The 24,706-nt window shown below is 37.2% G+C and carries 20 protein-coding genes and 2 pseudogenes; 13 read left to right on the forward strand and 9 right to left on the reverse strand.

The window, feature by feature from the left end; all coding sequences use genetic code 11:
- Positions 1 to 30 precede the first annotated feature (30 nt).
- A complete protein-coding gene (locus tag R50345_RS08460) occupies positions 31 to 957 on the forward strand; it encodes an AraC family transcriptional regulator (RefSeq protein ID WP_231574090.1) in 927 nt (308 codons plus the stop codon).
- A gap of 471 nt (positions 958 to 1,428) precedes the next feature.
- Positions 1,429 to 4,479: an S-layer homology domain-containing protein gene (locus tag R50345_RS31630; protein ID WP_052414526.1), complete on the forward strand. Its 3,051-nt coding sequence runs from the start codon at positions 1,429 to 1,431 to the stop codon at positions 4,477 to 4,479.
- A gap of 55 nt (positions 4,480 to 4,534) precedes the next feature.
- Here R50345_RS31630 and R50345_RS08470 read toward each other — a convergent pair.
- Both R50345_RS08470 and R50345_RS08475 read right to left on the reverse strand, forming a co-directional pair.
- Positions 4,535 to 5,119 (reverse strand): annotated as a pseudogene (locus R50345_RS08470) (SpoVR family protein); the annotation flags it as partial.
- A 60-nt stretch (positions 5,120 to 5,179) separates the two neighbouring features.
- On the reverse strand, positions 5,180 to 6,565 hold the full coding sequence (locus R50345_RS08475) for an RNA/DNA-binding domain-containing protein (RefSeq protein WP_042125695.1): 1,386 nt from the start codon (positions 6,563 to 6,565) through the stop codon (positions 5,180 to 5,182).
- Between the two features lie 165 nt (positions 6,566 to 6,730).
- On the opposite strand from R50345_RS08475, the gene R50345_RS08480 reads away from it, so the two are divergent.
- The 6 genes and pseudogenes from R50345_RS08480 (at position 6,731) to R50345_RS08510 (ending at position 12,488) form a co-directional block, all read left to right on the forward strand.
- Positions 6,731 to 7,075: a DUF262 domain-containing protein gene (locus R50345_RS08480; RefSeq protein ID WP_042125697.1), complete on the forward strand. Its 345-nt coding sequence runs from the start codon at positions 6,731 to 6,733 to the stop codon at positions 7,073 to 7,075.
- A 112-nt stretch (positions 7,076 to 7,187) separates the two neighbouring features.
- Positions 7,188 to 7,421: pseudogene (locus tag R50345_RS08485) on the forward strand (hypothetical protein); the annotation flags it as partial.
- Positions 7,422 to 7,751: 330 nt separating this feature from the next.
- Entirely contained in the window at positions 7,752 to 8,234 is a 483-nt protein-coding gene (locus tag R50345_RS08490; RefSeq protein ID WP_042125700.1) for an HNH endonuclease family protein, read from the forward strand.
- A 575-nt stretch (positions 8,235 to 8,809) separates the two neighbouring features.
- On the forward strand, positions 8,810 to 9,280 hold the full coding sequence (locus R50345_RS08500) for an NUDIX domain-containing protein (RefSeq protein ID WP_042125702.1): 471 nt from the start codon (positions 8,810 to 8,812) through the stop codon (positions 9,278 to 9,280).
- 12 nt (positions 9,281 to 9,292) lie between these two features.
- Positions 9,293 to 10,078, forward strand: coding sequence for a DUF5919 domain-containing protein (locus R50345_RS08505; RefSeq protein ID WP_042125704.1), 786 nt, complete (start codon positions 9,293 to 9,295; stop codon positions 10,076 to 10,078).
- Positions 10,079 to 11,051: 973 nt separating this feature from the next.
- Complete coding sequence (locus R50345_RS08510; protein WP_042125707.1) at positions 11,052 to 12,488, forward strand: hypothetical protein; 1,437 nt, start codon at positions 11,052 to 11,054, stop codon at positions 12,486 to 12,488.
- Between the two features lie 26 nt (positions 12,489 to 12,514).
- Here R50345_RS08510 and R50345_RS08515 read toward each other — a convergent pair.
- Positions 12,515 to 13,659, reverse strand: a protein-coding gene (locus tag R50345_RS08515; protein WP_156114702.1) for an IS3 family transposase whose coding sequence is annotated in 2 segments (ribosomal slippage) — positions 12,515 to 13,371 and positions 13,371 to 13,659 — 1,146 coding nt in all. Because the reading frame shifts where the segments join, the coding sequence is not laid out codon by codon here.
- 218 nt (positions 13,660 to 13,877) lie between these two features.
- Here R50345_RS08515 and R50345_RS08525 point away from each other — a divergent pair.
- Entirely contained in the window at positions 13,878 to 14,480 is a 603-nt protein-coding gene (locus tag R50345_RS08525; RefSeq protein WP_042125709.1) for a hypothetical protein, read from the forward strand.
- A gap of 11 nt (positions 14,481 to 14,491) precedes the next feature.
- Positions 14,492 to 17,128: an AAA family ATPase gene (locus tag R50345_RS08530; protein WP_042125712.1), complete on the forward strand. Its 2,637-nt coding sequence runs from the start codon at positions 14,492 to 14,494 to the stop codon at positions 17,126 to 17,128.
- 1 nt (position 17,129) lies between these two features.
- On the opposite strand, the gene R50345_RS08535 is transcribed toward R50345_RS08530, so the two are convergent.
- From R50345_RS08535 to R50345_RS31635, 4 genes are all read right to left on the reverse strand, one after another.
- Positions 17,130 to 17,486: a BC1872 family protein gene (locus R50345_RS08535; protein ID WP_042125714.1), complete on the reverse strand. Its 357-nt coding sequence runs from the start codon at positions 17,484 to 17,486 to the stop codon at positions 17,130 to 17,132.
- A 397-nt stretch (positions 17,487 to 17,883) separates the two neighbouring features.
- A complete protein-coding gene (locus R50345_RS08540; protein ID WP_156114757.1) occupies positions 17,884 to 19,461 on the reverse strand; it encodes a recombinase family protein in 1,578 nt (525 codons plus the stop codon).
- Positions 19,445 to 20,896 carry a recombinase family protein gene (locus R50345_RS08545; protein WP_042125718.1) on the reverse strand — a complete coding sequence of 484 codons (1,452 nt, stop codon included), beginning with the start codon at positions 20,894 to 20,896 and terminating at the stop codon, positions 19,445 to 19,447. Before R50345_RS08545 ends, R50345_RS08540 begins: the two co-directional genes overlap by 17 nt.
- Before the next feature lie 7 nt (positions 20,897 to 20,903).
- Positions 20,904 to 21,062, reverse strand: a complete 159-nt coding sequence (locus R50345_RS31635; protein WP_197069762.1) for a hypothetical protein — start codon at positions 21,060 to 21,062, stop codon at positions 20,904 to 20,906.
- A 27-nt stretch (positions 21,063 to 21,089) separates the two neighbouring features.
- Here R50345_RS31635 and R50345_RS08550 point away from each other — a divergent pair, with 27 nt between their 5' ends.
- On the forward strand, positions 21,090 to 21,440 hold the full coding sequence (locus R50345_RS08550; RefSeq protein ID WP_231574092.1) for a helix-turn-helix domain-containing protein: 351 nt from the start codon (positions 21,090 to 21,092) through the stop codon (positions 21,438 to 21,440).
- Positions 21,441 to 21,564: 124 nt separating this feature from the next.
- Here R50345_RS08550 and R50345_RS08555 read toward each other — a convergent pair whose 3' ends face one another.
- Positions 21,565 to 21,801: a hypothetical protein gene (locus tag R50345_RS08555; RefSeq protein WP_042125720.1), complete on the reverse strand. Its 237-nt coding sequence runs from the start codon at positions 21,799 to 21,801 to the stop codon at positions 21,565 to 21,567.
- A gap of 171 nt (positions 21,802 to 21,972) precedes the next feature.
- Here R50345_RS08555 and R50345_RS31230 point away from each other — a divergent pair, with 171 nt between their 5' ends.
- Together R50345_RS31230 and R50345_RS08560 are read left to right on the forward strand one after the other, a co-directional pair.
- Positions 21,973 to 22,149, forward strand: coding sequence for a hypothetical protein (locus tag R50345_RS31230; RefSeq protein WP_156114758.1), 177 nt, complete (start codon positions 21,973 to 21,975; stop codon positions 22,147 to 22,149).
- Positions 22,150 to 22,195: 46 nt separating this feature from the next.
- Entirely contained in the window at positions 22,196 to 23,674 is a 1,479-nt protein-coding gene (locus R50345_RS08560) for a recombinase family protein (protein WP_042125722.1), read from the forward strand.
- 62 nt (positions 23,675 to 23,736) lie between these two features.
- Here the strand turns inward: R50345_RS08560 and R50345_RS08565 are convergent, their stop codons facing one another.
- On the reverse strand, positions 23,737 to 24,633 hold the full coding sequence (locus tag R50345_RS08565; RefSeq protein ID WP_042125724.1) for a hypothetical protein: 897 nt from the start codon (positions 24,631 to 24,633) through the stop codon (positions 23,737 to 23,739).
- Between the last annotated feature and the right edge of the window lie 73 nt (positions 24,634 to 24,706).

Consider the following 24,706-nt stretch of genomic DNA (forward strand, 5'->3'; position numbering starts at 1 on the left):
GAACAACGATCCTCACATCCAGTTGATATAATGAAATCACCGTACGGGGGAAGGTTGGTGCTGCACTTGAATTACAGTAAAGATATAGAGAAATGTGTTGAATATATTGAAGCTCATATCAAAGAAAATATTTCAGTAGAAGAAATAGCCGCTGAGGTCGGATATTCGGTGTATCATTTTTGCCGAGTGTTTAGCCTATGCAAGGAAATGTCCGTGATGGAATATGTGCGGAGCCGGAAGTTATCTTTAGCGTCGCTTGAATTATTTGCCGGTAAAAGGATCATTGATATCGCGCTGGACTATGGTTTTGAGACGCAAAGCGGATTTACTAAGGCCTTTCGTAAGGCTTTTGGCTATAGCCCGACACAATATGCCGCACGGATGGACGGATTTACTAAAGGAACAACACTATTTGAAATCGGAGGTTTTATAATGAACCCTGTTATTGTTCGCAAGCCTGCTCTTAAGGTCGCTGGTTATGGGATTCAAACCAATGTTGCGGGAAGTATGTACACCAAGGATATTGCTTCTTTTTGGAGCCATTATGAAGGTGAGAATCTGGAGTCCAAAATGTATAAAATACTAACCCCGCCTAAACACGGAGAGGTCGGTTTGTGTATTCCTTCTTCGGATAATGGCAATGCCACCTATCTTCTAGGTGTTATTGTAGAGGACTACTCCAAGGTGGAAGAGGATATGCTGACGATGGATGTACCGGAAGCTGAGTATGCCGTGTTCACAACCCCGCCAGTGGATACTTCAACGGATACAGAGCAAATACAGTTTGCACAGGTTATAAAAAGCACTTGGAAGTATATCTTCGAAGAATGGTTTAAGGACAGCGGCTACGTCTATGATGACAGTAAGCTGGATTTCGAATTCTATGACGAACGCTGCCATTCGCGGCCGGATACGGTGATGGAGATTTATGTTCCTGTGAAAAAATCTACAGAATAATTTGAACGAAATAAAAAAGCAATGGGAAAGGCTCCTCGGTGACGACAGCAACTACGGGAATGTTTGGACTTTCGGTCGCTGTTGTCTCCAGATGTTCTTGATTTTTACCGCTTATGCGGATAACATCCGAAGACAAAGGCGAGCGCTACGCTCCTACAGTTCCAAACTTCCCCTACGTTACTTTCACCTCAGCAGCATTTGCTATGTTCTAATTATTCAGTCGATACGGGGTGTCGACATAAGAAGGTCCGCAGCGGGTTATACGCTGCGGGCTTTTTAACGTGCTAATAATAGAAGCATCTGGAGCGCATCTAATAGACAAGAAAACAACATATCATGATCGACAAAATAAGACACCTATGTAAAAAACAGTATGATATGATCGCTATGAATTCTCTAGAACTATTGAACTAATAGTTAAAGGATTAGAAGTATCTGTAGTTCATTTTATACATAAATAGGAGGAGTAAAGTGATTACTAAACAGGTTTTATTAAAGAAAACTATCGTATTCATGCTTATTGTTTGTCTTACCTCATTACCTTTCGGTACGATTTTTGCAAGTAAGGCTTCTGATATTCAAGGGACTTGGGCTGAAGCGCAAATTACGAAATGGATGGAGAAAGGACTCGTATCAGGCTATCCAGACGGGGATTTTAAACCGGATCATTCGATTACAAGAGCTGAATTGGTTGTGCTAATCAATAAGTCTTTTGGATTTGTTAAGACAGAGGAGCATTCTTTTAAAGATGTAAAAGCTTCAGATTGGTATTATTCAGGTCTTTTAGTGGCGAATGCGGCAGGATACATACAAGGTTATTCAGATGGTTCATTCGGACCTAATAAGAAGGTCACACGACAAGAATTTGCGGTGATTATTAGTAAATTACTTGCACTGTCCTCTTCAGATTCAGCTAATAAGTTTAGCGACACATCAGCTAGTCCTGTATGGAGTAAAGGGGCTATAGGGTCTGTATACGATAAAGGAATCATGTCGGGGTATTCGGATAATACCTTTCATCCAGAATCCTTTGCTACTCGTGCAGAGGCTATTGTAATCTTGGACAGATCCTTAACGATCAAGAATGAAGCTTCTATAGGAAGTCTCTCGTATGATACAGCGGGAACTTATGGTCCTTTAACAGGGAATGAGAAGGTAAGTCAAAACGTAGTCATTAACTCTCCTGATGTAACACTAAGAAACATGACGATCACGGGTAACTTATTACTCGCAGAAGGAATTGCCGAGGGAGATGTATTGTTAAAAGATGTCACGGTTAACGGTATTACTACGGTTAAAGGTGGGGGAGCACACAGTATTCATTTTGAGAATGCTAGACTAACCTCGGTGATTGTTGATAAGAAGACAGGGACGATTAGAATTGTTGCTATTGGTTCAACAGTTATTGAGAAGCTCCAGGTTCAATCAGCGGCAACCATTGAAGCTGCTAATGGAGTGAGTATTCAAACTTTGATTCTTAACGCGAGCACGAATGTTATAGGGACTGGGACGATTGTTCATGCAATAATAAATGCACTCGGAATTATTATGGAACAGGCACCACGTAATTTAGAGGTAGGAAAAGATGTACCCTCAAATGTGAACTTAACTATAAATGGTATACTTCGAGCAGCATCAACGGCTACACCAACTCCTGCAGGAGTAACATCTGGTTCTTCTGGATCGCCAGGCGGATCATCACCGGGGGGAACGGGGACGGTACCAACGGTAACGCCGGCACCGGTAACTACACCAATACCAACACCAACACCAACACCAACACCAACACCAACACCAACACTAACACCAACACCAACACCAACACCAACACCAACGCCTATTGTATCTCCATTGCCAACTCCAATGCCGACATTTACGCCTGAAGTGACACCACCAGCACCAACAAGCACGCCGGGACCAGTGAATAACGTATTTGGAACAGTTACACGTGCAGATGGTCAGAAATTATTTAAAGAGGGCATTCTTTCTTTGAAAAAGGTTGAAAATGATATGAGTATTGGTTACGGAACAATGGTGATTGACGGGAAATTTGATATTAATTTGCATGATGGAGATTATCTAATTACAGGGGTTTCTGATTTAAACTCATCGGAGCAGATTTCGTTATATTATACTTTCAAGGTATCTAATGGACAGCCTGACCCTAGTTCGCTTGATATTGTAATCCCAGAAGGACATCAAGGTAGTGTTAAGTTTCAAGATGGTACTTCAGTAAGAAACGGTTCGTTAACTATTTCAAGGATAGAGCCCAATGTATCTGCTATTTTCAATGCACAAATAGTAGAAGGTCGATTTACTTTGTACTTACCGGATGGAACATATCTAGTTAATCAGATTAATAATGAAACCCAAGAGCAAATCTCACTAAATTATAAACTCAAGATTGTTAATGGTCAGATTGACCCAAGTCAACTTACTATAATAATTCCTCCTAAGACTACTGGGACTATCGCTAGGGTAGATGGATCAGTAGTACCTTCAGGAACACTTTTGGTGCATGGAACAGATAGTCCAGAGGTTCCAGGTTATTTCGCACAGGTTCTAGAGGGCGAGTATAGCCTGTATTTGCCTGACGGTAACTACCAGGCAGATAATTTTTTCGTCAATAATATCGCTAATAGAATTTCAATAGATTATAGGTTCACGGTGATTAACGGTAAGACGATTCCAAGTCCGTTGGCAATTACGATACCTAAAGCATATGTTGGTAGTGTTCAAAATGCAGATGGAAGTGTTATAACAAATGGACTTATAACCGTATATAAGACTAATGTAGATGGTTCACAGTCCTTCTTCACTGCAGCTATTTACCAAGGGATATTTACCTTGTTTTTGCCTGAAGGTGCCTATCAATTAATTAATTTATCTAGCGGCATAGAGCAAATACAGCTAAATTATTCTTTTATAATAGCCAATGACCAACCTGAACCGAATCCACTGAATATTGTAGTGCCAAAGAAGTATACGGGGACTATTAGTTCTGAGGAGGATTCACAGGTAAATGGATGGCTAGGCCTTGTTAGCACTGGTTCTGAGAAGCCGGCTACTAAATACTTCTTCCAAGTAAAGAACGGAGAATTTAACCTTTTCTTACCAGAGGGCTCTTATGAGGCGAATACATTTACTGATTTGAATCAAAATCAAACACCGCTAAGCTTTCCTATTACAATAGGGAAGGAGCAGACTAGTCCGATTTCAATCCATATAGCATTACCTCAAAAAAATATTACAGGTACTTTAACCTATTCAGATGGATCGAACTTAGCGGACGGATTGTTTTTTGTGAATAGTACGGAGTCGGGGTCTACTTTTCAGTTAACAGTTTCAATTATTGATGGCAAATTTGATTTTTATTTACCTGATGGTAACTATAGAGTAATGTCCCATTTAAATTTAACGGACAAAATATCCACCTTTATCGGAACTAATTTCACGGTTATTGACGGGAAGTCTAACCCGGGTCCAGTCGTTATAGTAGTACCCTTGCCACATAACAACTAAAATGAAGAAGGCCCACAGAGCGCTGATGCTCTGTGGGCCTTCGTTAAGCTAACCCCTAAATAAACTTCCGCTGCACCTTCTTGCCATCATACGAAAACCTAGCCTTTTTGTCCTCCACGACGGTCTGTAAATGAACGGTCCGACCCCATAACGAATAGATATGCGGGAGCGTGCGCTCCAAATACTTCAGATCCAGCTCGATACTTTCGTAGCGGTGGGTTATAAATAATTCCCCATTCTTCTCAAAATCAGCATCCTCTATGACCAAGTAAGGAGAGCCGCCGTTGACGCGGGCAAGTACCAGTTGATCCCGTACATTTTCCCAAGCTTTGTCGGTGATTTTCCATTCCGGTCCTTTTTTCTCAAAAACATAAAGATCGAGGTCGTTCACCAGTTCCTTAGACAGATAACTGCGGATAAAAGAGGTATCGGATTCCAGCTCGCGTACCTCAAATATTTTCTCGCGGTCCCAGCGGCGTTCGATGTCTTCAAAGATTTTCAAACCCAGGTAGTATGGATTCAGGCTTTGCCTTGAGGGCTGCACGACGGAGGAATTCAGTTTAGCATATTCTACGGTTTCCTCAACGGTTAGATCCAGTTCGCGGACGATACGCTGATGCCAGTAGGAAGCCCAGCCTTCGTATTGCTAAGGTGCTCAATGAAAAATGGCTATGATGTTTTATTCTTATAGCCAATAAAATTACCTCTTTTTGCGCCAGCTGCTTGCCTTTCCAAATTTCCCAGGAACCAGTTCGATAAGATCTCTGTCTCTCAATCTTGCAAAAACTTGCTTCATGTTATCAGGTGAAGGAATGCCACACAGTTTTCGTGCCGTTCCATTGTTTATTTCCTGATGATCCTTTAAATATTGAAGAATTGTTTCTTCAGGAGAGGCAAGCGGATCATGAGGTAGTATTACGATTACTTTATTTTCTTCAAGTGAAATTCTAGGGTTTCTAAGCCGCATTTCTCTCATTTTTTGAAAAGCTGTGTTCAAACCTTCACCGATATCCTTATTAGGAGGATCAGGATATTTATTTAACATTCGAACAATATTTGAATTTCTGGCGAAACGTTCTTCGAGTATATTATCTATGGTAATATGTCCTGGAAGTCGACCAGGGTTTTTTACTTCAATGCGATTGTTAAATATGAGTATTTGCACGTCATCAGAGATGTTATAATCCCTATGAATTAATGCGTTTACAACAATCTCTTTAATTGCTTCAGTTGGGTATTTTGTGTTTTCAAGACCTTTATCTCCTAAGATACGAACATTTTCAATTACTTTTTGAATAATACTTAAAGATTCTGTAATCTGAGACATTAAATGTCCTTCGACTGTGAACTGTTCTTTTAAATGTTCTCTTCTTGGTTCAATCTCACTAGTATCGTATCGAACTATTTTTACAGCACATTTTTTAGGTAATATTGCTGATGGGTTATCTGCATACAACAGAGTTCCTGCAACTGTGGGTGAAAAATTCTCTTCATGTTTACGTATTAAACGTTGTTTTTTTAAAAAATCGTGGGAGCTAGTTATTGGTGAATAACTTTCAAGAAATGATAAGAGCGCTTCTGACTCGGACAATTCTTCGCCAGTATATCCTAAAATAATTTGGTCTTCAAAAGATAGTAAACCTTTGGATAATTTTAAATTAGTTATTTTTTCTGCATCTAATGGTAGTTTTTGAGCGCCTTTTCTTACAAATACTTTTGTATCAGAGGTATAATGAATTTCTGCACTTTTCGCTACATTTATCTTTAATACAAGTCCTTTTTCAGGCGCACCACTAATACGATAATACTCAAAGATTACGGGAATAGATGGTTTTATGTCGATTGAAATGGTTTGTATTAATTGGTTTGATTCTTCTTGGTTATTGAATCCTATCCATCTATCCAATGTATCTCCGTCATCTTCAATTCCTACGAACACTTCACCACCATCTGCATTGGCAAAAGCACAAACGATTTTCTGCAAGTCTTTGCCTGTAATTCTTTTGCTTTTAAAGTCCATGAAATGGCTTTCTTCTTCGTTAATTATTTCAATTGCCTCTGCTTCTGATAAAGTGCTAATATCCACAGATAGTCTCCTCTAAAAGTTGATTTTATTTAATAGGATATAGAGCGTAATTTTATCATTTGAACAAGATTTGTGTCAATATTTAGGTGGTTGAATCCAGTTTACAAGCACTTTCTGTGTGCTTTGTCTTGGTAGCCGGGTAGGCTACCGCTAGAAGCTAATGAAATGTCGGTAACGCGTTTATTTTCTGGTGGAAATAAACAGTTTATTGTCCCTGCATACCAAAGAAGATATCTATGGGGCAAAGATCAATGGATGGATTTATGGAATGATATTCAGAACATAGAAGTTGGGGAAGAGCACTTCCTTGGTTCTATAGCGGTTATTAATCCTCAGCTTAATATTGAAATTAACCAATTTGAAGTAGTTGACGGGCAACAACGCTTTACAACGCTTTCTTTGCTTATTGCTGTTTTTCGTGACAGTTTGATTCAGAGCGGATGCGAACAGGAAGCAGCGATTGGAGAGACTCTTCATAGTTCCCAAATAACTTGCCGAAGCTTATACTAGGCAAATTGGACAGGAACGATTTTGGAACAATTGTTGATCGGAAAATAAAAGACTTGACGAATTCGAATATGTATTCGCGTATCGATTTTTCAAAGGTCTTTTTTTCGAGCAAAATGATTTGATCGAATTAGTAAAGACGATAACTGGATCATTGAAGGTAGTATTAATCCAGGTGATGTCCCATAAGGATGTATTTAGATTATTTGAAACTCTGAATGATCGGGGATTATCTCTCTCGGCAGCAGACCTGACTAGAAATCACATTTTAAGTAAAGCTACTCGTACTTACGAAGATGAACTTGATGATATCGCTGAAAATTGGGATGAAATAGTTGAGCTTATTTGACAGCTGGATCACTTTCGGTTCTTTAGACAAGTGTTGTTGTCCAAAACGGATGGCGTATTTTCATTTAATAAATTATATGATCGATACAAATCCGTAGTTGATAAGTCAGATTCTATTGTAGATTTGGTAGATGAACTGAAAGAGTACGCTGTTTTATATAATCAAATATGTACAGCCACTTGTATCCGTACTTAAACCGTACTTAAACCGTACTTAATCTGATTCAGACGAGCTATTTGTAGTTGGTCGACGAACGACTTAGATCCAATATTTAATCATTTGGCGCTCAATACTCCAGTTGACACTAGTTGTGTAGAATACATAAAAGAGGTGCTGACCAGTGATGAATATATTCCATCGGACGCAGATTTCGTTGCTAATTTAAAAATGAAGAACTTCAGACAAGATGATCAATGCAAATACATACTGGAGCGAATTGAGAAATACCACATAAACTTCAGTAAAGCAAAAAGCATTGCAAACCGATCATTTCTTCATATCAAGCATATTATGCCAAAAACGATCAAGTCCAAGATTAGTAAAAAAGAATATGGAGATTGGGAGACCTATTTGGGGGCTGTCACGGCTTTGCATGATATCCATGTTAATAAAATTGGAAATCTGACTCTATTTTGTTCAAGTTTAAATATCGTTGCATCGAATAATCTCTTTGAAGAAAAGAAGAAAAATTATGAGCAATCATCGATAATAATGACTAAGCAGCTTAGCGATTGTCCGAAATGGGATATAGCGACGATTCAAGAACGGACAAATAAACTAGCTGGCATCGTTGCTGATATTTGGAGATTGTAATTAATTAGCGTTGGGGGGATATCAAAGATGAAGGAAGAGATCGTGTTATTAAAAATTCATAATGGTCTCAAAGATGGTAAAGATCATTACGAAGCTACTCGTAAGCACTGGAAAATAAGCAAAAAACTGATTGAATCTATATAGTATGCGGTAGGTATCAACCGAGGAAAAGTTGAATGTGCTTATCAGCCTGTTAGCTGGGGAGTTGTTGAGGAGGGAGAGGATAAAGGAAGATTATTTTTTGAAGGAAGCGAAGCAAACTTTGACATATTTCATAAACTACAATGTGCTCAAGATCTATTATTAAAGAAATATGGATCGGGGAACTCAGTGGTATATATTTCGATATCCGAATTTGAATAGAAAGAATGCTAAGTTGCTTATCAGTTGCTTAGCATTTTTTGTATGGCGAAAATAATGCTTGAATAATTGGAATCTTTTAGGAAAAAGGTTTGTGGTTGGGTTGTTTTCTGGAAGTTTTATTTTAGTTAGTAAAAAGAGCTGTCTGTAATTTATTGCAAGGGAAAATTTGTTAGTGTAAAATGAATTTAACTAACTTTTAAGGAGACAGAATTGTGGGAAGAAAAGACTATTATCATGAAAAGAACGCTCCAACCCCTAATTCAATAGTTGCTGCAGCATCAGCAATCGTTGTTAACGATGTAGGAGAAGTATTAATGCATAAAAGAACTGATAATTTATTGTGGTCATTACCTGGAGGGGCAATGGACTTTGGAGAGAATATCGAGCAGACAATAATAAGAGAAGTCAAAGAGGAAACAGGGTTTGATGTGATAGTAAATAAACTAATTGGAACTTACACGGATCCTGATCACATTATACAGTATACCAATGGTGAAGTTCGGCAGCAGTTTTCTTTATGTTTTGAATGCAAAATTATTGGAGGAAATTTAACGGTCAGTAGTGAATCGCATGAAGTTTCTTTTTTCAAAATAACAGATATTTTAAGTATAAACGCACATCCAGCTCAAATGGTACGAATTAATGATTATTTGCTTAATCAAGAAAAAGCACTTATTAGATAAGGACGGGAAATTATGCAACAAAAAGATTTTTCAAAGAAATTTGTTGAGATTTTATTGTATGTGATTTTAGCATTATTAGGTGGAATGTTAGTTTTTATTGGATTTTGGCTTAAAGGTACAATGGAAAGTGTAATGATTAGTATCGGAACCTCAATAATTGCATCAGTAATTTTGTATTTTATTCTTAACTCTGTACTAGGGGATCCTTTCTCTCCTGTTATGGAAAAACTACGAGGTTCTGTTGAAATTCTTGATAGGTCGAGCAAGACAGGATTGTCTGCAGTCTGGAAACATCGAGCTGAATTACACACAAACAGTTGGATTGATAAAATAAAATCGTCTCATGAAAGCATTGAGTTTCTAGGTTTTGCTATGGCGTTTTTACCGGAATTTCCAGAATTTTCAGATTTGTTAAAGAAGAAGGCAAATGAAGGTTGTAAAATAAGAATTTTACTAGGTGATCCTAATTCTGATGCAGTTAAGAATAGAAATATTGAAGAGTCTGATGAAGGTTTGATATCATCCCGTATTGAGACAAGTATTCGAAGGTTGAGATCTATCTGTGACCTAGATAATGTCGAAATAAGACTTCATCAAACTCCACTTTACTGTTCACTTTATAGATTTGATGATGAAATGAACGTAACACCCCATCTTTATGGTTTGCGGGGTAGCGCGGCGCCGTTATTCTGTTTTAACAAAATCCCGGATGGTCTATTTATGTCTTATGAAAAACATTTTCAAGATGTTTGGGAAATATCCGTACCCCTTAATATCTCTGATCAAGCCGTTTCCTAAGATATTTAAAAGAGATACTACGTGTTAATCACTACATATAATTTTACGTTAGTGTACTTATTATCTGAAAAATAACAGTAATAAAAGAGAAAACCCACGCCTCTGCGTGGGTTTATTTACAAGGATTTTCGACGTACTTTCTTCTTATTATATGTTTAAGCCATTTGATTGTCTTCAATAATGCCTCCAGATTAACTTTCGCCCCGTAACTGACATTCTTTTTGCAGTTTCCCTTTGATTACGCACAATCCTCAGGTTTAACCCGATAATAAAAGGTGCTGCACGCAAAAGAATAATTAATTGATTCTGAAAGTTTTCTCATAAGTTGTCCGCAATTTTTTACTCAGCGTCTATCTTATCGAATTTATAAACCTAGATCGTTCAATAAGTTTATAGTTATGTAATAATTGGAAAATGATGATGATTAGGAAATATTGTTGAAATGAACAAGTGAAAAAATTAGCAATGATCCGGTAACTTATATCAGAAGCAAGGCGTACAGGAATATTAGATTCTTGATCATGGGAATCAAACGGTTCATGTATATACTTTGGAGGATGCTAGTTATCAGGCATGTCATTTATATACGGAGCAAGAAACAATTCAATTCATTGTCTTTAAGGAATTTCAAATTCCAATGAACACATTATTTAGTCTGTTAGATCAAAGATAATCATCCGGCGAGATACATTTTCGAACGGTTATTTTGTTCTCTGAAATTAAGATTGGTTAATTGTTTAATAGCAAATATGACCTGGAGATAAAATTCAATTACCTTCACTACTAATATATTCGACTTCTCGAACAACTTCTAAGCTATATTTATAAGAGTTAAGGACTTTAGAATTAATACAAAGATACGAGAAGATAATGATACTATTTGATAGTTAATTACCCTTGTAGAGTTAGTTTCCGACAAAAGTAGGCAAGAAGAAGGTATATATAGAGCACATGTTTAATATGTAATAATCGAATGTTGGAAAATAAAGGTGAAGGAACGGTTATTATGCTAAATGCAGAAGATTTGCTCAAACATCTATATGAAAAAAATAGTCATCGAGATGCATCTGCATCATTTGATGGATATTTTTATCAAATGGAATTAACACTGTTACATATCTTAGAAGATGCTTCTGACAAGGATGCCTTTTTAGAGCCAAGACAAGAACCAAATGGGATTTTTCATGTTGAGCACTCAGAGGATTATGTAAAAGTGTATACATGTGATAAAGGTAAGGAACATATAAGGCTTGCTCAAATGAAGCATCATATGACGACTGCGGGACCAGTTAAGTATGAAGAAGCATTACTTTGGCTGTATTATAATTATTTGTTATTTTTACAAAGTGGAAATTCTGAGTTAACCTTCAAATCAACAATTTTCCATTATGATAAATCTACTAGTGCTAAAATTACGATAGATATTATCAATAATGTTATGAAAAAGAATTTGGAAAATGATGAGGATAAACAGCACTCTGCATACAAGTTAATTTGTGGCTTAGGACTAGATACAAACCAAAGAAGAATAGATTTTTCAGGTCTTTCCACATTCATAAAGACACCAAGTATGATGGACATTCAAGCATCAATTAAATCTACGCTAAAGCGTTTGTTTTCAGTATACCAAGCTTATGATGAAGAGTTATTTTATGCCGCAGCTATCTGTAAAATCAAAAATTTAGCTGGATCTGAAGTTAGTTTTGAAATTCTGAAGAGTTATTTTCAAAGTGGTAACTTATTCATTAATGATGAGTATTACACATCAAGAATATTGCAATTATTGGAACAAACATTGATGATCCAATTAAACCATATACGAAAGTTCCAATTACCTCCATTTATTCAGAATGAAGATGAACATGATGAAATAAGCAATGAAATGGTTATCAATTATGAGGTCTTATTAAAGAAAATAAGAATCTTTCTTCATGAAAATTTTCAAAATTCAGGATACAGAAAGTCCTTTTTAACATCTGTGTCTACTAATACTGTAACTAATTTGAATTTTATTTCAGGAACTAGAGATGAGTTTAATGCATTTATGCAATCTTCACCAAATTTCTCGAATTTCATAGCTAAGTTGGCAAAAATTATGTATTTTCATGAACAAAGATTTAAAGAGGAAATCATTTTGGAAAATTGGTTTATCATTACTAATGAGATATGGTTGTTCAAATATCCAGGAGAGAAAAGACAAAATGGTGTTGTTCTTGGTAATGTAACTGATGATCCAAGAGGAACATTACAAAATTTATTTGAAAGATTTAGTAAACTTTCAACTAGACCTAATGTTTGGTATTTGGGTAATTGTGGTGTTAAAGCTAACAAACCTAATCAATATAAGCTCGATATTACAAAGGTAGATAACACCCATACACCATGCTATGGGACTGACCCCCGTTTGTGAGACAGGGATCAAAACACCTTACAAGTTTAAGTAGCCAGTCGCCGGAAATCCATCGGTGACTGGTTATTTAGTTTCGCTTGAATTCGAATTGAGTTATAGTAAATGATGTAGTCTCGAATGGTCTTTACAACGATTGCAGTCGTTGTAGATGTGAGATCTTCGAGGTAGAACGTTTCAGACTTTAGAGTGGAATGAAACGATTCAATGGGGGCATTATCAGCGGGCGTTCCTTTACGGGACATGCTCATGGTAATGCCTTTTCCTTTTACAGCTTCCTGGTACGCAAAGGACGTATACACGCTGCCCTGGTCGCTATGCAACAACATCTTTTTCTGCTTTGGAAGTTGATTTAATGTATCCAACACCAAAGAGGTATCTTGTTTATCTGCTATACTGTAAGCCACAATCTCACCATTGTACAAGTCTAGAATGCTGGAGAAGTACAACATCTTCCCGCCAAATGGCAAATAGGTAATGTCCGTGACGAGTTTTTGCAGAGGTGCTTCTGCATGAAACTGTCGCTTGAGCAGATTTTCAAAGGAGTGTACAGATTGCCCAGTCACCTTTCGTTTTTTCATCCTCACGCGGCACTGAAGCCCCTCACACTGCATGATCCGCTGGACTCGCTTATGATTTATACTCTGCTCTATCCGAAGGAGCGCCGTGATTTTTCGGTACCCATAGCGGAATTTATGACGGATGCAAAGCTCCCGGATTTTCTCCACCAGTTTGTCTGTATGCTTTGTCCCCACAGCTGCTTTCCAGCGGTAGTAAGTCGTTCTTGCGATTCCGAGCCATCTACAAGCCTCAGACACCGTCACTTCGTTTCGAATGGATTCAATCCAGGCAATAACGGCCTCTGGTTCCACCTCCTCTCCAACTCCTCGTACTTTTTTAGCAGATCTAATTGTTGTTTTAAGAATCGGTTCTCTGCCTTTACTTTTTCGAGTTCCGAAGAGTCCTCCGGACCTTTGCCATAGCTGTACTGTTTACCCACCGGCTGCTCCAAACGATGTCGTTCACCATTTCGATTCCATCTCATCCATGTCTTTAGCTGTGTCTTATTCCGTATTCCGAGCTGCTCCATAACCTCTTTCACAGGTACTCCTGCTAATCTCATTTCTATAGCTTTCATCTTTATTTCCACGGGATAACTTACTCTGGTTGCCAATGCAAAAACACCTCCAAGATGATCTCCTTATCTTACGACAAGGTTCCATTCTCTTGAAGGTGTTTTGATTTGTCTCATGTTATGGGGTCAGTCCCCTATAAAGATGAAGGGGTCTTTTATATCCAATGTCTTAATTGTTTAGATGTAAGTTTGTATGATGAAACAGGGCGCATGTCAAACTTGTTTGAATTTGGATGTATAGAAGGAGGAAATTAATCTTGTTAGAGCAACTAATTTCCATGTTAGAGAACAATGGATATTATAGAATGTCATATATTCAAAGATTGCCTAAATACGATAAGGATAACAATAAATATGAGATGAAGTATTTGAATATATTAAATTTTGATTATGTGTTTTCGGACAAAGAAAATAAAGAAGTTTTTATTATTCAAGAGAAAAATAAGATTTATACTAAAGATGAGATTAAAAGGTACGAGGAAGAAGTTGCTTCTTTTATTAATTTTAATCCTCATAATTCACTTAAGTTTAATATTACAATGGTATTGCTTGCTCCTCTATACTTACAAATGAAAAAGTCTAAAAAGGTTTCATTTGAAGTTTTAGAATTATTAAGTTCTGAGAAGGACAAGTATTTCTGTAAAAAAATCGTATTGGATTCTAAAAACAGTAATTTTGAAGAAGAATTATCAATATTACCGTTGGTTCCAATTAACATTTCTGTGAAAGATAAATCAAATGGTTACAATGGAATTACTCTTAAACTAAAGGAATTTATAAATGAGTCTGTTTTCAATGAATTAATCAAAACTCAGTCAATACCTGATCTGCAAGCCATTGAAAAGAATCTATTGAGGTAGGTGAATAAATAATGAATAGAAAATTTCTTATGAGTAAACTATCCGTTAAAAACTTTAGAGGATATGAAAACCAAGTGTTTAATTTCTTTGAAAATAAAGAAAGTAAAAAAGGACTAATTTTACTTGGTGGTCCAAATGGTTATGGAAAAACAACAGTTCTAGATGCTTTTGAATGGTGTTTAACTGGTACAGTAAAAAGATTAGAAGAGGAATATGAAAGTAGAAGTAAAAAAGATAAATCTCAAACAATGCAACTAGGTCTACTTCGGAACGGTTCTTCAAAGGAAGAGGTTGTTGTGGAGATTGAGGGTACATATGGTGAAGATGCAATATATCTTAAAAGAGTTTTTAATGGTAAAAATGAGAAAGAAGGTCTTTCATTAGCGGGATCGCCATTCGAAGTAAGAATGGGTAATTCACTTAAAATTTTTTCGACTATTGATGATGTAGTGGAAAAGGAAGTTTCGAAATATTTCTATGAAAGACATATTTGTTCCTATGAAAAAAATATAAAGATATATCAAAAATCTAGGGAAGATATCTACAATATGTTTTCATATTTCTTTGGTGGGACAGATGAGATTGAAACCATTCTAAAAAATTTGGAAGGCTACGAAGATAAAAAGAACGGTGAGAAATTCATCTATGAGGGTGTTATAAAAACAGTAAGTAATGAATTGGAAATTATTAAGAAGAGTTCAGTAGAAAAGTTAAATCTCTACAATGAATTGAAATTGAAAATAGACGAGCACAGAAAACAAGGTGAAAACAAAGTAGATTTAGAATCATTATTTAATAAGTATCCAAAAGAAAAAATTTATCAAACTGAAAAAAATACAAAAGAATTATTTGATCTTATAGTTCAAAATGATATACATAAGAATCAACTTAATGACCAGAAGATTAATCTTAATAAAGTTTTTCAAATTGTTAGGAGACAACAAGTAATAGATCTAATAATTAATTATGTTGATTACTTAAAAGATAAAATGAAATTTGAAGAGTTCGAAAAGGAAATTTACTTGACTTACAAAGAAAATATACATTATTTTCAGAAAATATCTGGAAAAGACAAACTAGCAATTGAAAAACAGAATGTTGAATATAAGAACATACAAAGAATTATTAATAGCATTTCCTCATTCAGTGAACAGGCTGTAAATCAGATTCAAGAACAACTAGTAAATCCTTATTTTATTAATGAAGTAGAGTTACATCAGATGATTAAAGAACTAAAAAATCGAATAACCGAGTCATTAGCATTAGAAAGCAAACTGAGTGTATACAAAAATAATGATCCTGTAATCCAATCGCTAAGAGCTATTGTAGATCACTTGAATGGTTTTACGATGTTAAGTCACGAGGTTGATAATTGCCCTCTTTGTGGAAGCGATGAAAGATTTTCTAAAGAGAATATAGAGCTAGGAATCGAAGCGAAAAACAGATTAGGTAACTATGATGAGACTCGAGCTAAATTACAGGGGGATTATAATGCTTTAATTGAGCTAAATAGAAAGCAATTCGATAGATTAATGCTAGATTTCAAAAAGAAATTACTCGGAGAAATAGAAATATTTAACGACAACATGAATGCTTTTATTGTAACTGAACCTATTATAGTCGCCTCCAAAAGATTTGAAATCGATGTAAAAAACATAAATTTAGAAGAAGTAAATAAACTACGTGAACAACTCAAACCGAATTCAATTATTGAATTTGAATTTCTTCAAACTGAGTTGCAAATAATTCGACTTATTGACGATGGTGATGGAAACCTCAATGATATATTTAGTATTACAAATAAAGATAGATTCATTTCAAAATCTGAATTTGATAGCTCGAATACGAGAGATAAGTTGAATATGATGGAGAGTTATATCTCTAATTATGAATTGCTAACAACTGAGGTGAAAAATAAAATAGGAGAGATCGAAAAAGCGCCAATATCATTACCAGATGTTTTATTAAGGATGAAGTTATTAGAGCAGTTAGAAAATGAAGTAAACAATGATTTGATAATGAAAGAAACACAGGGGAAAATGAAAAAAGCAGAGACTGAATACAATGTTTCTAAAGATTACTTGCATGAAAAAGAAGAAAAATTGAAAGAATTAAAGAAGATACTAAGTAATACAAAACAATTAAGAAAAGAATTTGATGATGAGATAGTAAAGGATATTAGTGAGCCTCTCCAAAAAATTTATAAAAGGTTAAATAGACATACCAATATTCAAGCAATTGATCTCACAAGAGAAGGTAAAACAAACACCAAAGCCAAACTAAATGCAAATATGATGTCAAATGATAAAGTATATGTACCAAATGTATTGAGCACTGGACAAATATCTGTTGTTTCTCTTGCTATTTATCTAACTATTGCAATGGGTCAAAAAGAAAATCCATTTCGCTGTTATTTTATGGATGATCCAATACAAACTATGGATGATTTAAATATATTGTCTTTTGTTGATTTAATTAGAACTGAGTTAACTCATAATACTAATAACCCAGGTTTTCTAGATCAACTATTTATTACTACATGTGACGAAGATCTGGAGCAATTGATCGCATTTAAGATGAAACACTTTGGTGTTAACTACAGCCATTTACACTTTAATGGCTACGGAAAATATGAAGTTTTAGGATGAGCTACTTTTTTTGTAGCTCTTTTTTCTTATATTGAATTGCAGCAAGACATATGGCATCGGATAATGAGTTTGATGAGATAAATGATTTTGTATCTCCTTCATTCTCATAAAAACAACAGTGAAATACATTCTGAGATAACATATGTATGGTTACTTTTTTATTTTCTTCAGATAATTTTTGAAGTATCTTATTAGCATCTTGAATATTGCTTGTATAGTGCCATAGACCTAATTCATAATGCTGCTGATACCAATCAATACTTTCAGGTGAGTTGAAGTAATTTAAACCCATTACATTCATAGCAACTAACTTATCCTTTTCTGCTATATCTAATTTGAACCATTCAGACGATTCCATGATTAACCTCCACATAAGTGTGTTTTGTTGATACTATTACTATTATTTTCTTTATTTCCATTTCATGACTGATTGTAAACATTATTAAGCATTGTGATTTAAAAGGTTCTAACTTACCGAGATTTTTATTAGTGTATACCCAATAACCGAGAAACGTTTACCATCCTAAAATCCTGTCCATACTGATGAATATAGAAACCGGACAAACCCAGTGTACAAGCACTTTTTAGGCGCTTTGTCTCGGTAGCCGGGTAGGCTACCGATCGGGTGCCTATCTCGTTACCGAGATTTTGGCACCCGCGGAGGACAAGCTAACCCATTAACCGAGAACTTGTCTACATTCAGAGGAGATAACCAAGATAACTAAAAAACCGACCGTCTTAGTTAAGACAGTCGGTTAACTGATGGTCATTCTTACAAGGCTGCTTCTGGTTTGGATGGCTATATCTCCAAGAGTCACTACATTCTTGCTATCAATGGTTTTTGGGGTAAATGTAGCTTGCACAACCAGATAGGTAATCATTTTTCGGATATCGTTATTATTGTCCTTACTGGTCGTAATACTAATGGATTTGATATTTCGTGTGATTTCATCTTCATTTCCCTCAATCAGTTCAAGATACTGAGCGGTCTTGTCTAACTGATTGATTTCTATTTTCAGTTCTTTGATCCGGGTTAACAGGTGTTGTTTCTGTAGAGTAAGGATTTGAACCATCTTGGTGTTATCGTCGATGGTTTCAAGATCTTTCATCAATGAAGCGAGGTGTTTGGATTGATCTTCCGCCATTTGTAGTTGATGTTCTGCTCTATTTAACTCGATCTTGGTACTATTCAATCGATTAGTAATGAGCTGACGCTCCTTTAATAGCTCATCATACACAAGTAAGCCAACTGTTTTCAGATTTTGAGATTTTAAATCATTTAAAAGAGCATCAATGACGTTATGCATCCGATATGACTCGATCTTATATTTGCAAGTTGGGCAGAAATACCACTTTTTTCCGTAATGTTTGTTTCGCTTCACATCAAATGTGGTTTGATCTTTACCAATCAATATACTATTACAGACTGAACAATTCAGCAGATTGCTTAAAAAGAAGCTCGTTTTGTACATTTTCGGGTTGAGATTTCCGGTCTTTCTCTGCTCGAAGATCGCCCAGGTTTCTTTCCATTCATCCAAGCTCATAATCGGCTCGATTAAGTCACTTCTTATCATCAACCAGTTTTCGATTGGAGTTATTGAATTTCTTGAGTGTTCAGATTTGCGATGGTGAGACATATAACCAGCGTAAAAAGGGTTCGTTATAATCCAGCGTACAGTTGCCTTATTAATGGTTTTACCGAATTCATGGCTGATCAAACGGGAAATGGATTGGAAACCTTCTCGATTGCGGTATAACTTATACACACTCCTTACAATTGTTAACTCTTCTTCGCATTGAGAAAAGGTTTTGTTTATTTTGTCATAGCGGTAACCAAAAGGTGCTTTACCACCAGTCCATTTTCCTTTTAATAAAATACTCTTAGAGGTATCGCGGGTACGAATTCGAGTATTATCGACTTCCATTTTGGAAGTCCCATCCTTGATGAGATCAACGATAAAATCCCCAGAGTCATACAAACTCTCAGAGCTGCTAATAACAACTGGAATATTGTAACCGGCTAAAATCATTCGAATCATCTGATGTTCCATCGGATTTCGTGCAATACGGTCATGATGATTAATCAAGACAAAATCAAATTTGCGGTCAATCGCTTCTTTAAGAAGAAGGGAGATTCCATCTCGGTCATCTAACTTCTTTTTTCTAGCGGATACACCAGCATCTTCGTATTCGCATGTAATCGTGCATCCATATTTCTTGGCAAATTCATAAGCCATGGACCGCTGGGTTTCCATCGTTTGTTTATCCGTAGAATGGCGCCCATAGAATGCGCCCCTCATCCCAGGCTTTATGAGATCAGCTAACGCCAACATGTACAATCACAGCCTTTCCTTTAAAGGGGTCTCGGAATTGGATATAAAGTGAGGGATAGTCGATTTCGATTCGATAGACAATGTCCCGAATGAACTCTTCTCGTTCACTATTGTTATAGGAGAGAATCTCCTTTGTTAGATCAACTGATTGTTGCAGCTCCTTTATTAGATGGAACTGTTTCTGCAATTCGTTAAGCTTGATGGGGTAATAATGTTGTAGCTCCTCTTCCCGACGAATACAATTATGCAGGTATATTAACATAGCCTGTAAATCTGGTGTTGGGGATTGAAGCCATGTTGAGGTATCTTCATAAAGTCTCTGTTTAAATTTCTGAATCTCCTTTTTACTCTCAGCAATGGAGTCCTTGTAGAACTGAATCAGGTCCCCATGTGTTAGTTGGTACAGTTCAGGAAAGTAGGTTTGAAACTGCGCTGTGATGAATTTTGCACACTCCTCCAAAATCATTTCTTCCAGCAGATCAGGAACGAGCTGGATGTAATTATGCTTCTTGCAGGTGTAATATCTTCTTGTACTTACATCCGTTTTTTCTTTGCCAAACATGGCATTGCCACATTTGCCACAAATTATTAGATCGTCAAGAATCATTGAGACTTTACTAGTTTTTCGAGAGCGAGTTTGAATAAGATTATTCATCCGTTCCTGTGCTTTACTCCAAGTTAATTCGTCAACGATACGAAGCCTTTCATTCTCAATCTCAACATACTCACCAAATTCCTCGATTTTTCGAATGCCCTTATAAATGGTGTTTCCAATCAAACTTTGGATTCGATTGTAATCCCATTTGGCAGGAAAACAATTATGTTGCTGTATATCTCGAACAAAATCTGAGAATGTATTACATTTGGTCTTAATGATTGCATCATACAGTTTGTAGATCGTCTTAGCCTGATCCGGATGTTGATCATAGTTCTTGTCCTTATCAATCACATAACCATAAGCAACTCGACCTTGAGCATGTTTCCCTTGTTTCGTCATCGTATATTTTGTTTCTTTGATGCGTTGGTTGATTTGATTGGCTTCACGCTGATTGAAACCCGCGATGATCAGCTCGAAGAATTCTCCGGCTGGAGAGTATTGGATCGGTATTTCATTATCGGCGGTGAAAACAACCGTGATTTGCTTGGAACGGAACAGTTCAAATATCTCCATTGACTGTACAACAATTCTTGCTAAACGATCACGCTTATAAACGTAAACTGTTGAGACTAGACCACTTTCTATGTCCTGAATTAAACGACTTAACTCGGGTCGTTCGTGAATTTCGGTCTTTCTTGCCGATACAGCTTCATCCAGATATAGATCGTCGAATAAGAAGCCCTTCGCTTTGATTTTTTCAAGAGCAAGAGCCTTTTGCATATCAATGGAATGCTCCTGCGTTTTAATGGAGGATCGAGCGTACAATACCGTACTCATTGGCTATTCACTCCTCTCCAGGGTTTTGGTCAACATGGTTGGCGATAAGTTGCTTTTTCAATAGATTGATGTATAGTTCCATCCACTTACGAGCGGCAAGCGGGTCGTGGATATGAGTAATGGATGAAATTTGCAACTCAGTGGTACGTGTTCTTTTGCGGTTCAAGGTGTTATTCCTCCTAAGGTGGTGATGATGAAGATGGGCAATTTTGGACAACAGTTAAGACAGATTAGACAGCAGAAAGGGTTCGGACTGAATGAATTTGCCAAAGAGATAGGGGTGTCACCTGCGTACTTAAGCAATCTGGAAACGGGAAAAACACAGACCATTCAGTTGGAAATATTGAGTAAGTTGCAACAAGAACTAAATATGATTATTAACAATGATGTTTCCGAAAATGATCATACAGTGTGGCGTACAGAGCGCATAGGTGAATTACTGATGAACTTGCAACGTACCAATCCGACTGCGGCTAATTACTTGATGACGATGGTGGAACAAGGCGTTGAGCTATTCACAGTCGGATCGTGGGATATCCATTAAGCTGTCCCAAACATTGGAAAGATATTCATCATAATAAACAATTGTTTATGATAATGAATAAGGTGACAAAGAAGAGGAAAGCCTAACCCTTGAACAAGGAGTTAGGCTTTTGGCGTTTCATTCTTCATTTCTGAACTGGATCATTCTGCGCCATTGTTATTTGGTAGCTTGAATGGTTGTCTCTGCCGAGCTTCTCCTGTAACCAAATGTCTGCCGCTGCATGTTTTAGACGAATTTCGAAATCGTTGAGGCGACTCAATAAAAGCTTTGAGAATGAGTGCTCTTGCAGGTCAGTCAATGATGAAAAGCTGCTCTGTTCTTCATGATGCTCAATTGTAAAACGGACTTTGAGTTGTCCCATAACATCACCTCGATCTATTCTATGCGGCAAGTTTGAAGGGACAACCCCTTGATTTTACGTTTATACAATAGGACAAGGGTTAGTAGAACAGGAGGTGAGTCATGAGCGGAAACCAACGGAAAAACGAGGCATGTAATCTGCGTTTGCCTGTGTACTGCCGATACTCAAGGGATGAACAAGCACGAGAGTGTCTCACAGGATGAACTGCAGGAAAGTTTGAAATCTTTGTGTCGATCAATAGGATGGATGGATCAGGTTCAGCTTTTTATCGCTGATGGCTATTTGGCTAAAAAAATAGATCGTCTAGAGTTAAAACGATTACTACAATTGGATCATGAGGTGATTTAACATATATACAACAGGACAGGCATAGGTATGAACAAGGGGTGAAGTCATGAGCGGAAAACAACGGGAAGATGAGACATTTAACCTCCGATTCGTGGCTGTGTACTGCCGGGTCTCAACGGATGAACAAGCACGAGAGGGTGTTTCACTGGATGAACAGCAAGAAAGATTAACAGCATATTGTCGGGCAATGGGTTGGACAGACCAGGTTCAGCTTTTTATCGATGATGGTTATTCAGCTAAAAACTTGGATCGTCCAGAGTTAAAGCGATTACTAAATGCAGTGAAAAGTGGAAGCGTATCTCGTATCATGGTTACCAAGCTCGATCGGATGAGTAGAAGATTATTAGATTTACTTAATATAATCGACATGTTCCAAAATTTCGAAGTATCTTTTGTATCCATTAGCGAATCATTTGATACCAACACTCCATCTGGTCGTCTTACACTGCAAGTTCTAGGGGCTGTTGCGGAGTTTGAGAGGGAGCGAATTCGCGAACGCGTATTTGAAAATATGTTTCACGCCGCGACTACAGGGAAATGGTTAACGCAAAGCCCTTACGGGTATGACCTAGTGGACAAGTCCTTGGTGATTAATGAAAAGGAAGCGGAGATAGTAAGGAGGGTGTACGACTTGTATCTGAATGAGGGGCTCGGTTTTTATTCCATTGCGAAGAGATTAAATGAGGAGGGTATTCCATCCAGACAACGGAAAGAGTGGTCAATTCGAGCGATTAAGTTGATGTTAACGAATCCCGCTTATAAAGGTACATTGGTCTGGAATAGGATAGATTCGAGCAAATCAAAACGTAAAGACAAGGATGAATCGGAGTGGGTAAACGTGGAAGATTGTCTACCTGTCATTATAGAGAAACCGCTGTGGTATCGTGTACAGAAGCGAATGGGGCAGACCACTATGGCTCCAAGAGCACAAACAAGCCCTCATCTGCTGGGGGGCATGCTGAGATGTGGAAACTGCGGTTCGGGTATGAGCATCGGATTTTCGGGTTCTCTTGCCAGAAGATATCGGGTATATCGCTGTTCAGCTAATAAGAATAAAGGGACTTGCATGAGTAAACAATATCGGGCAGATTCAGTTGAGGAATGGTTTAAAGAAGGCTTACTAAAACTAGTTGAAGATAATTCCAGATTACTAATGGTTTTGGCGAAGGACTCGCTCGTGAAAGATGAGCGGGAGCAGCTAGAACATAAGGCAAACACCGCAAAAGCGCGCTATAAACGGAAGATCGAAGCCTATACCTCGGGATTAATTGAATTAGGCGATTTGAACGAAGAGAAGACTAAATTGGATGAAATATTATCCGATTTGGAGAGAATGTCTCATAGTGAAGTCAAGACAGTAAACATGGATCAGGTTCAGAAAGAGCTGAACGATAAAGTGAATAATATCATTAGCGCTATAGAATTGCTACCGGTCGAGCAAGCGAAAGGAATTATTCAAACATTGATACAATATGTGATCGTTCATGGGCATGAGGATATTGAAATTAAACTACAGCCGTTATAAAACTTAACAATATCTTTAAGAATGCCCCCGCCGGATACGGACGGGGGCTATGTTCATTCCTTTTACGTTTGAGGAGGTTCATCCCCGAGCATTTCAAACAAACCCTCAGCGTCATCAGGTAGATCGTATTCCTGATTCTGCTCATCTTCTACGTCATCATAAACATCAGTGAATAATTGTTGTTGCCCACTGACAGACAGTATAGATTCGTCTTTTCTTGGACGTCCTCTTTTACGAGGTGGATCATCAGGGTCTTCTTTGCGTTTACGCTGGGACAATAGGAGCAACTCGGCTTCTTTCCTGGCAAAACCCGTTTTTAATTGTTCTACTTCTAGTTTCTTCTCATATTCCATTCGCAATAGATCGATCTGATGCTGTTGCATCTGGCATTGTTGCTTAAGGGCTTGATTATCTGTCGTTAGGCTCTGGATTGTAGCAGGATAGTCGGAGGATACCCACTGAGCTCGTTCATGTTTTAAAGCATCTATTTCGGCTTCTCTATCGAGCAGGGAATTCTTTAATGTTTTGCAGAGATCGTCAAGTACGCCGCTTTGCTTCTGTAGATCCGTCAGATTATTCTTGTGCTGATTTGTCAACTCTTCTGTTTCAATTAGTTTTGATTCTAAACTTTTACACAACTGATCGCTTTGTCGAAGTTGCTCCTTTAGCTCATCAGATGTTCTTATTGATTCGGCTTCTTGATGTGCTGCATCATCGGCTGTCTTCTTCATCATTTGTACGATGGTTTCTTGGACGCGTGTTAGGTTCTGTACGATATAGTCCAAGTCGTTGGCATATCGTTTGCTACCGTCCTGGTTTCTTAACTGGTGTAAATCATAGATAGAGAGCATATGCTGGAACCATTCTTTTTGTGTACTGAAGTCTGAATCTTTGAAGAGTTGATCGATCTTTTCCTTCAGTTCTGGAGCAATCTTAACTCCGAATGTTGGATCTGCCATATCTTTTACACAGCTCCTTGGAATGGTTAACTAAGTAACCGTTGATATGATTGAGGTTAACCGGTTATTGAAG

Origin of the sequence: Paenibacillus sp. FSL R5-0345, assembly GCF_000758585.1 — a bacterium.
Classification (GTDB): Bacteria; Bacillota; Bacilli; order Paenibacillales; family Paenibacillaceae; genus Paenibacillus_AQ.

Coding starts and splice junctions, on each gene's coding strand:
- R50345_RS31230 (WP_156114758.1), top strand. CDS start 21,973: ATGAACAAGCACGAGAGTGTCTCACAGGATGAACTGCAGGAAAGTTTG.
- R50345_RS08555 (WP_042125720.1), bottom strand. CDS start 21,801: ATGGGACAACTCAAAGTCCGTTTTACAATTGAGCATCATGAAGAACAG.
- R50345_RS08565 (WP_042125724.1), bottom strand. CDS start 24,633: ATGGCAGATCCAACATTCGGAGTTAAGATTGCTCCAGAACTGAAGGAA.
- R50345_RS08540 (WP_156114757.1), bottom strand. CDS start 19,461: ATGTTGGCGTTAGCTGATCTCATAAAGCCTGGGATGAGGGGCGCATTC.
- R50345_RS08480 (WP_042125697.1), top strand. CDS start 6,731: ATGTCGGTAACGCGTTTATTTTCTGGTGGAAATAAACAGTTTATTGTC.
- R50345_RS08530 (WP_042125712.1), top strand. CDS start 14,492: ATGAATAGAAAATTTCTTATGAGTAAACTATCCGTTAAAAACTTTAGA.
- R50345_RS08535 (WP_042125714.1), bottom strand. CDS start 17,486: ATGGAATCGTCTGAATGGTTCAAATTAGATATAGCAGAAAAGGATAAG.
- R50345_RS08545 (WP_042125718.1), bottom strand. CDS start 20,896: ATGAGTACGGTATTGTACGCTCGATCCTCCATTAAAACGCAGGAGCAT.
- R50345_RS08505 (WP_042125704.1), top strand. CDS start 9,293: ATGCAACAAAAAGATTTTTCAAAGAAATTTGTTGAGATTTTATTGTAT.
- R50345_RS08550 (WP_231574092.1), top strand. CDS start 21,090: ATGAAGATGGGCAATTTTGGACAACAGTTAAGACAGATTAGACAGCAG.
- R50345_RS08510 (WP_042125707.1), top strand. CDS start 11,052: ATGTTGGAAAATAAAGGTGAAGGAACGGTTATTATGCTAAATGCAGAA.
- R50345_RS08560 (WP_042125722.1), top strand. CDS start 22,196: ATGAGCGGAAAACAACGGGAAGATGAGACATTTAACCTCCGATTCGTG.
- R50345_RS08460 (WP_231574090.1), top strand. CDS start 31: ATGAAATCACCGTACGGGGGAAGGTTGGTGCTGCACTTGAATTACAGT.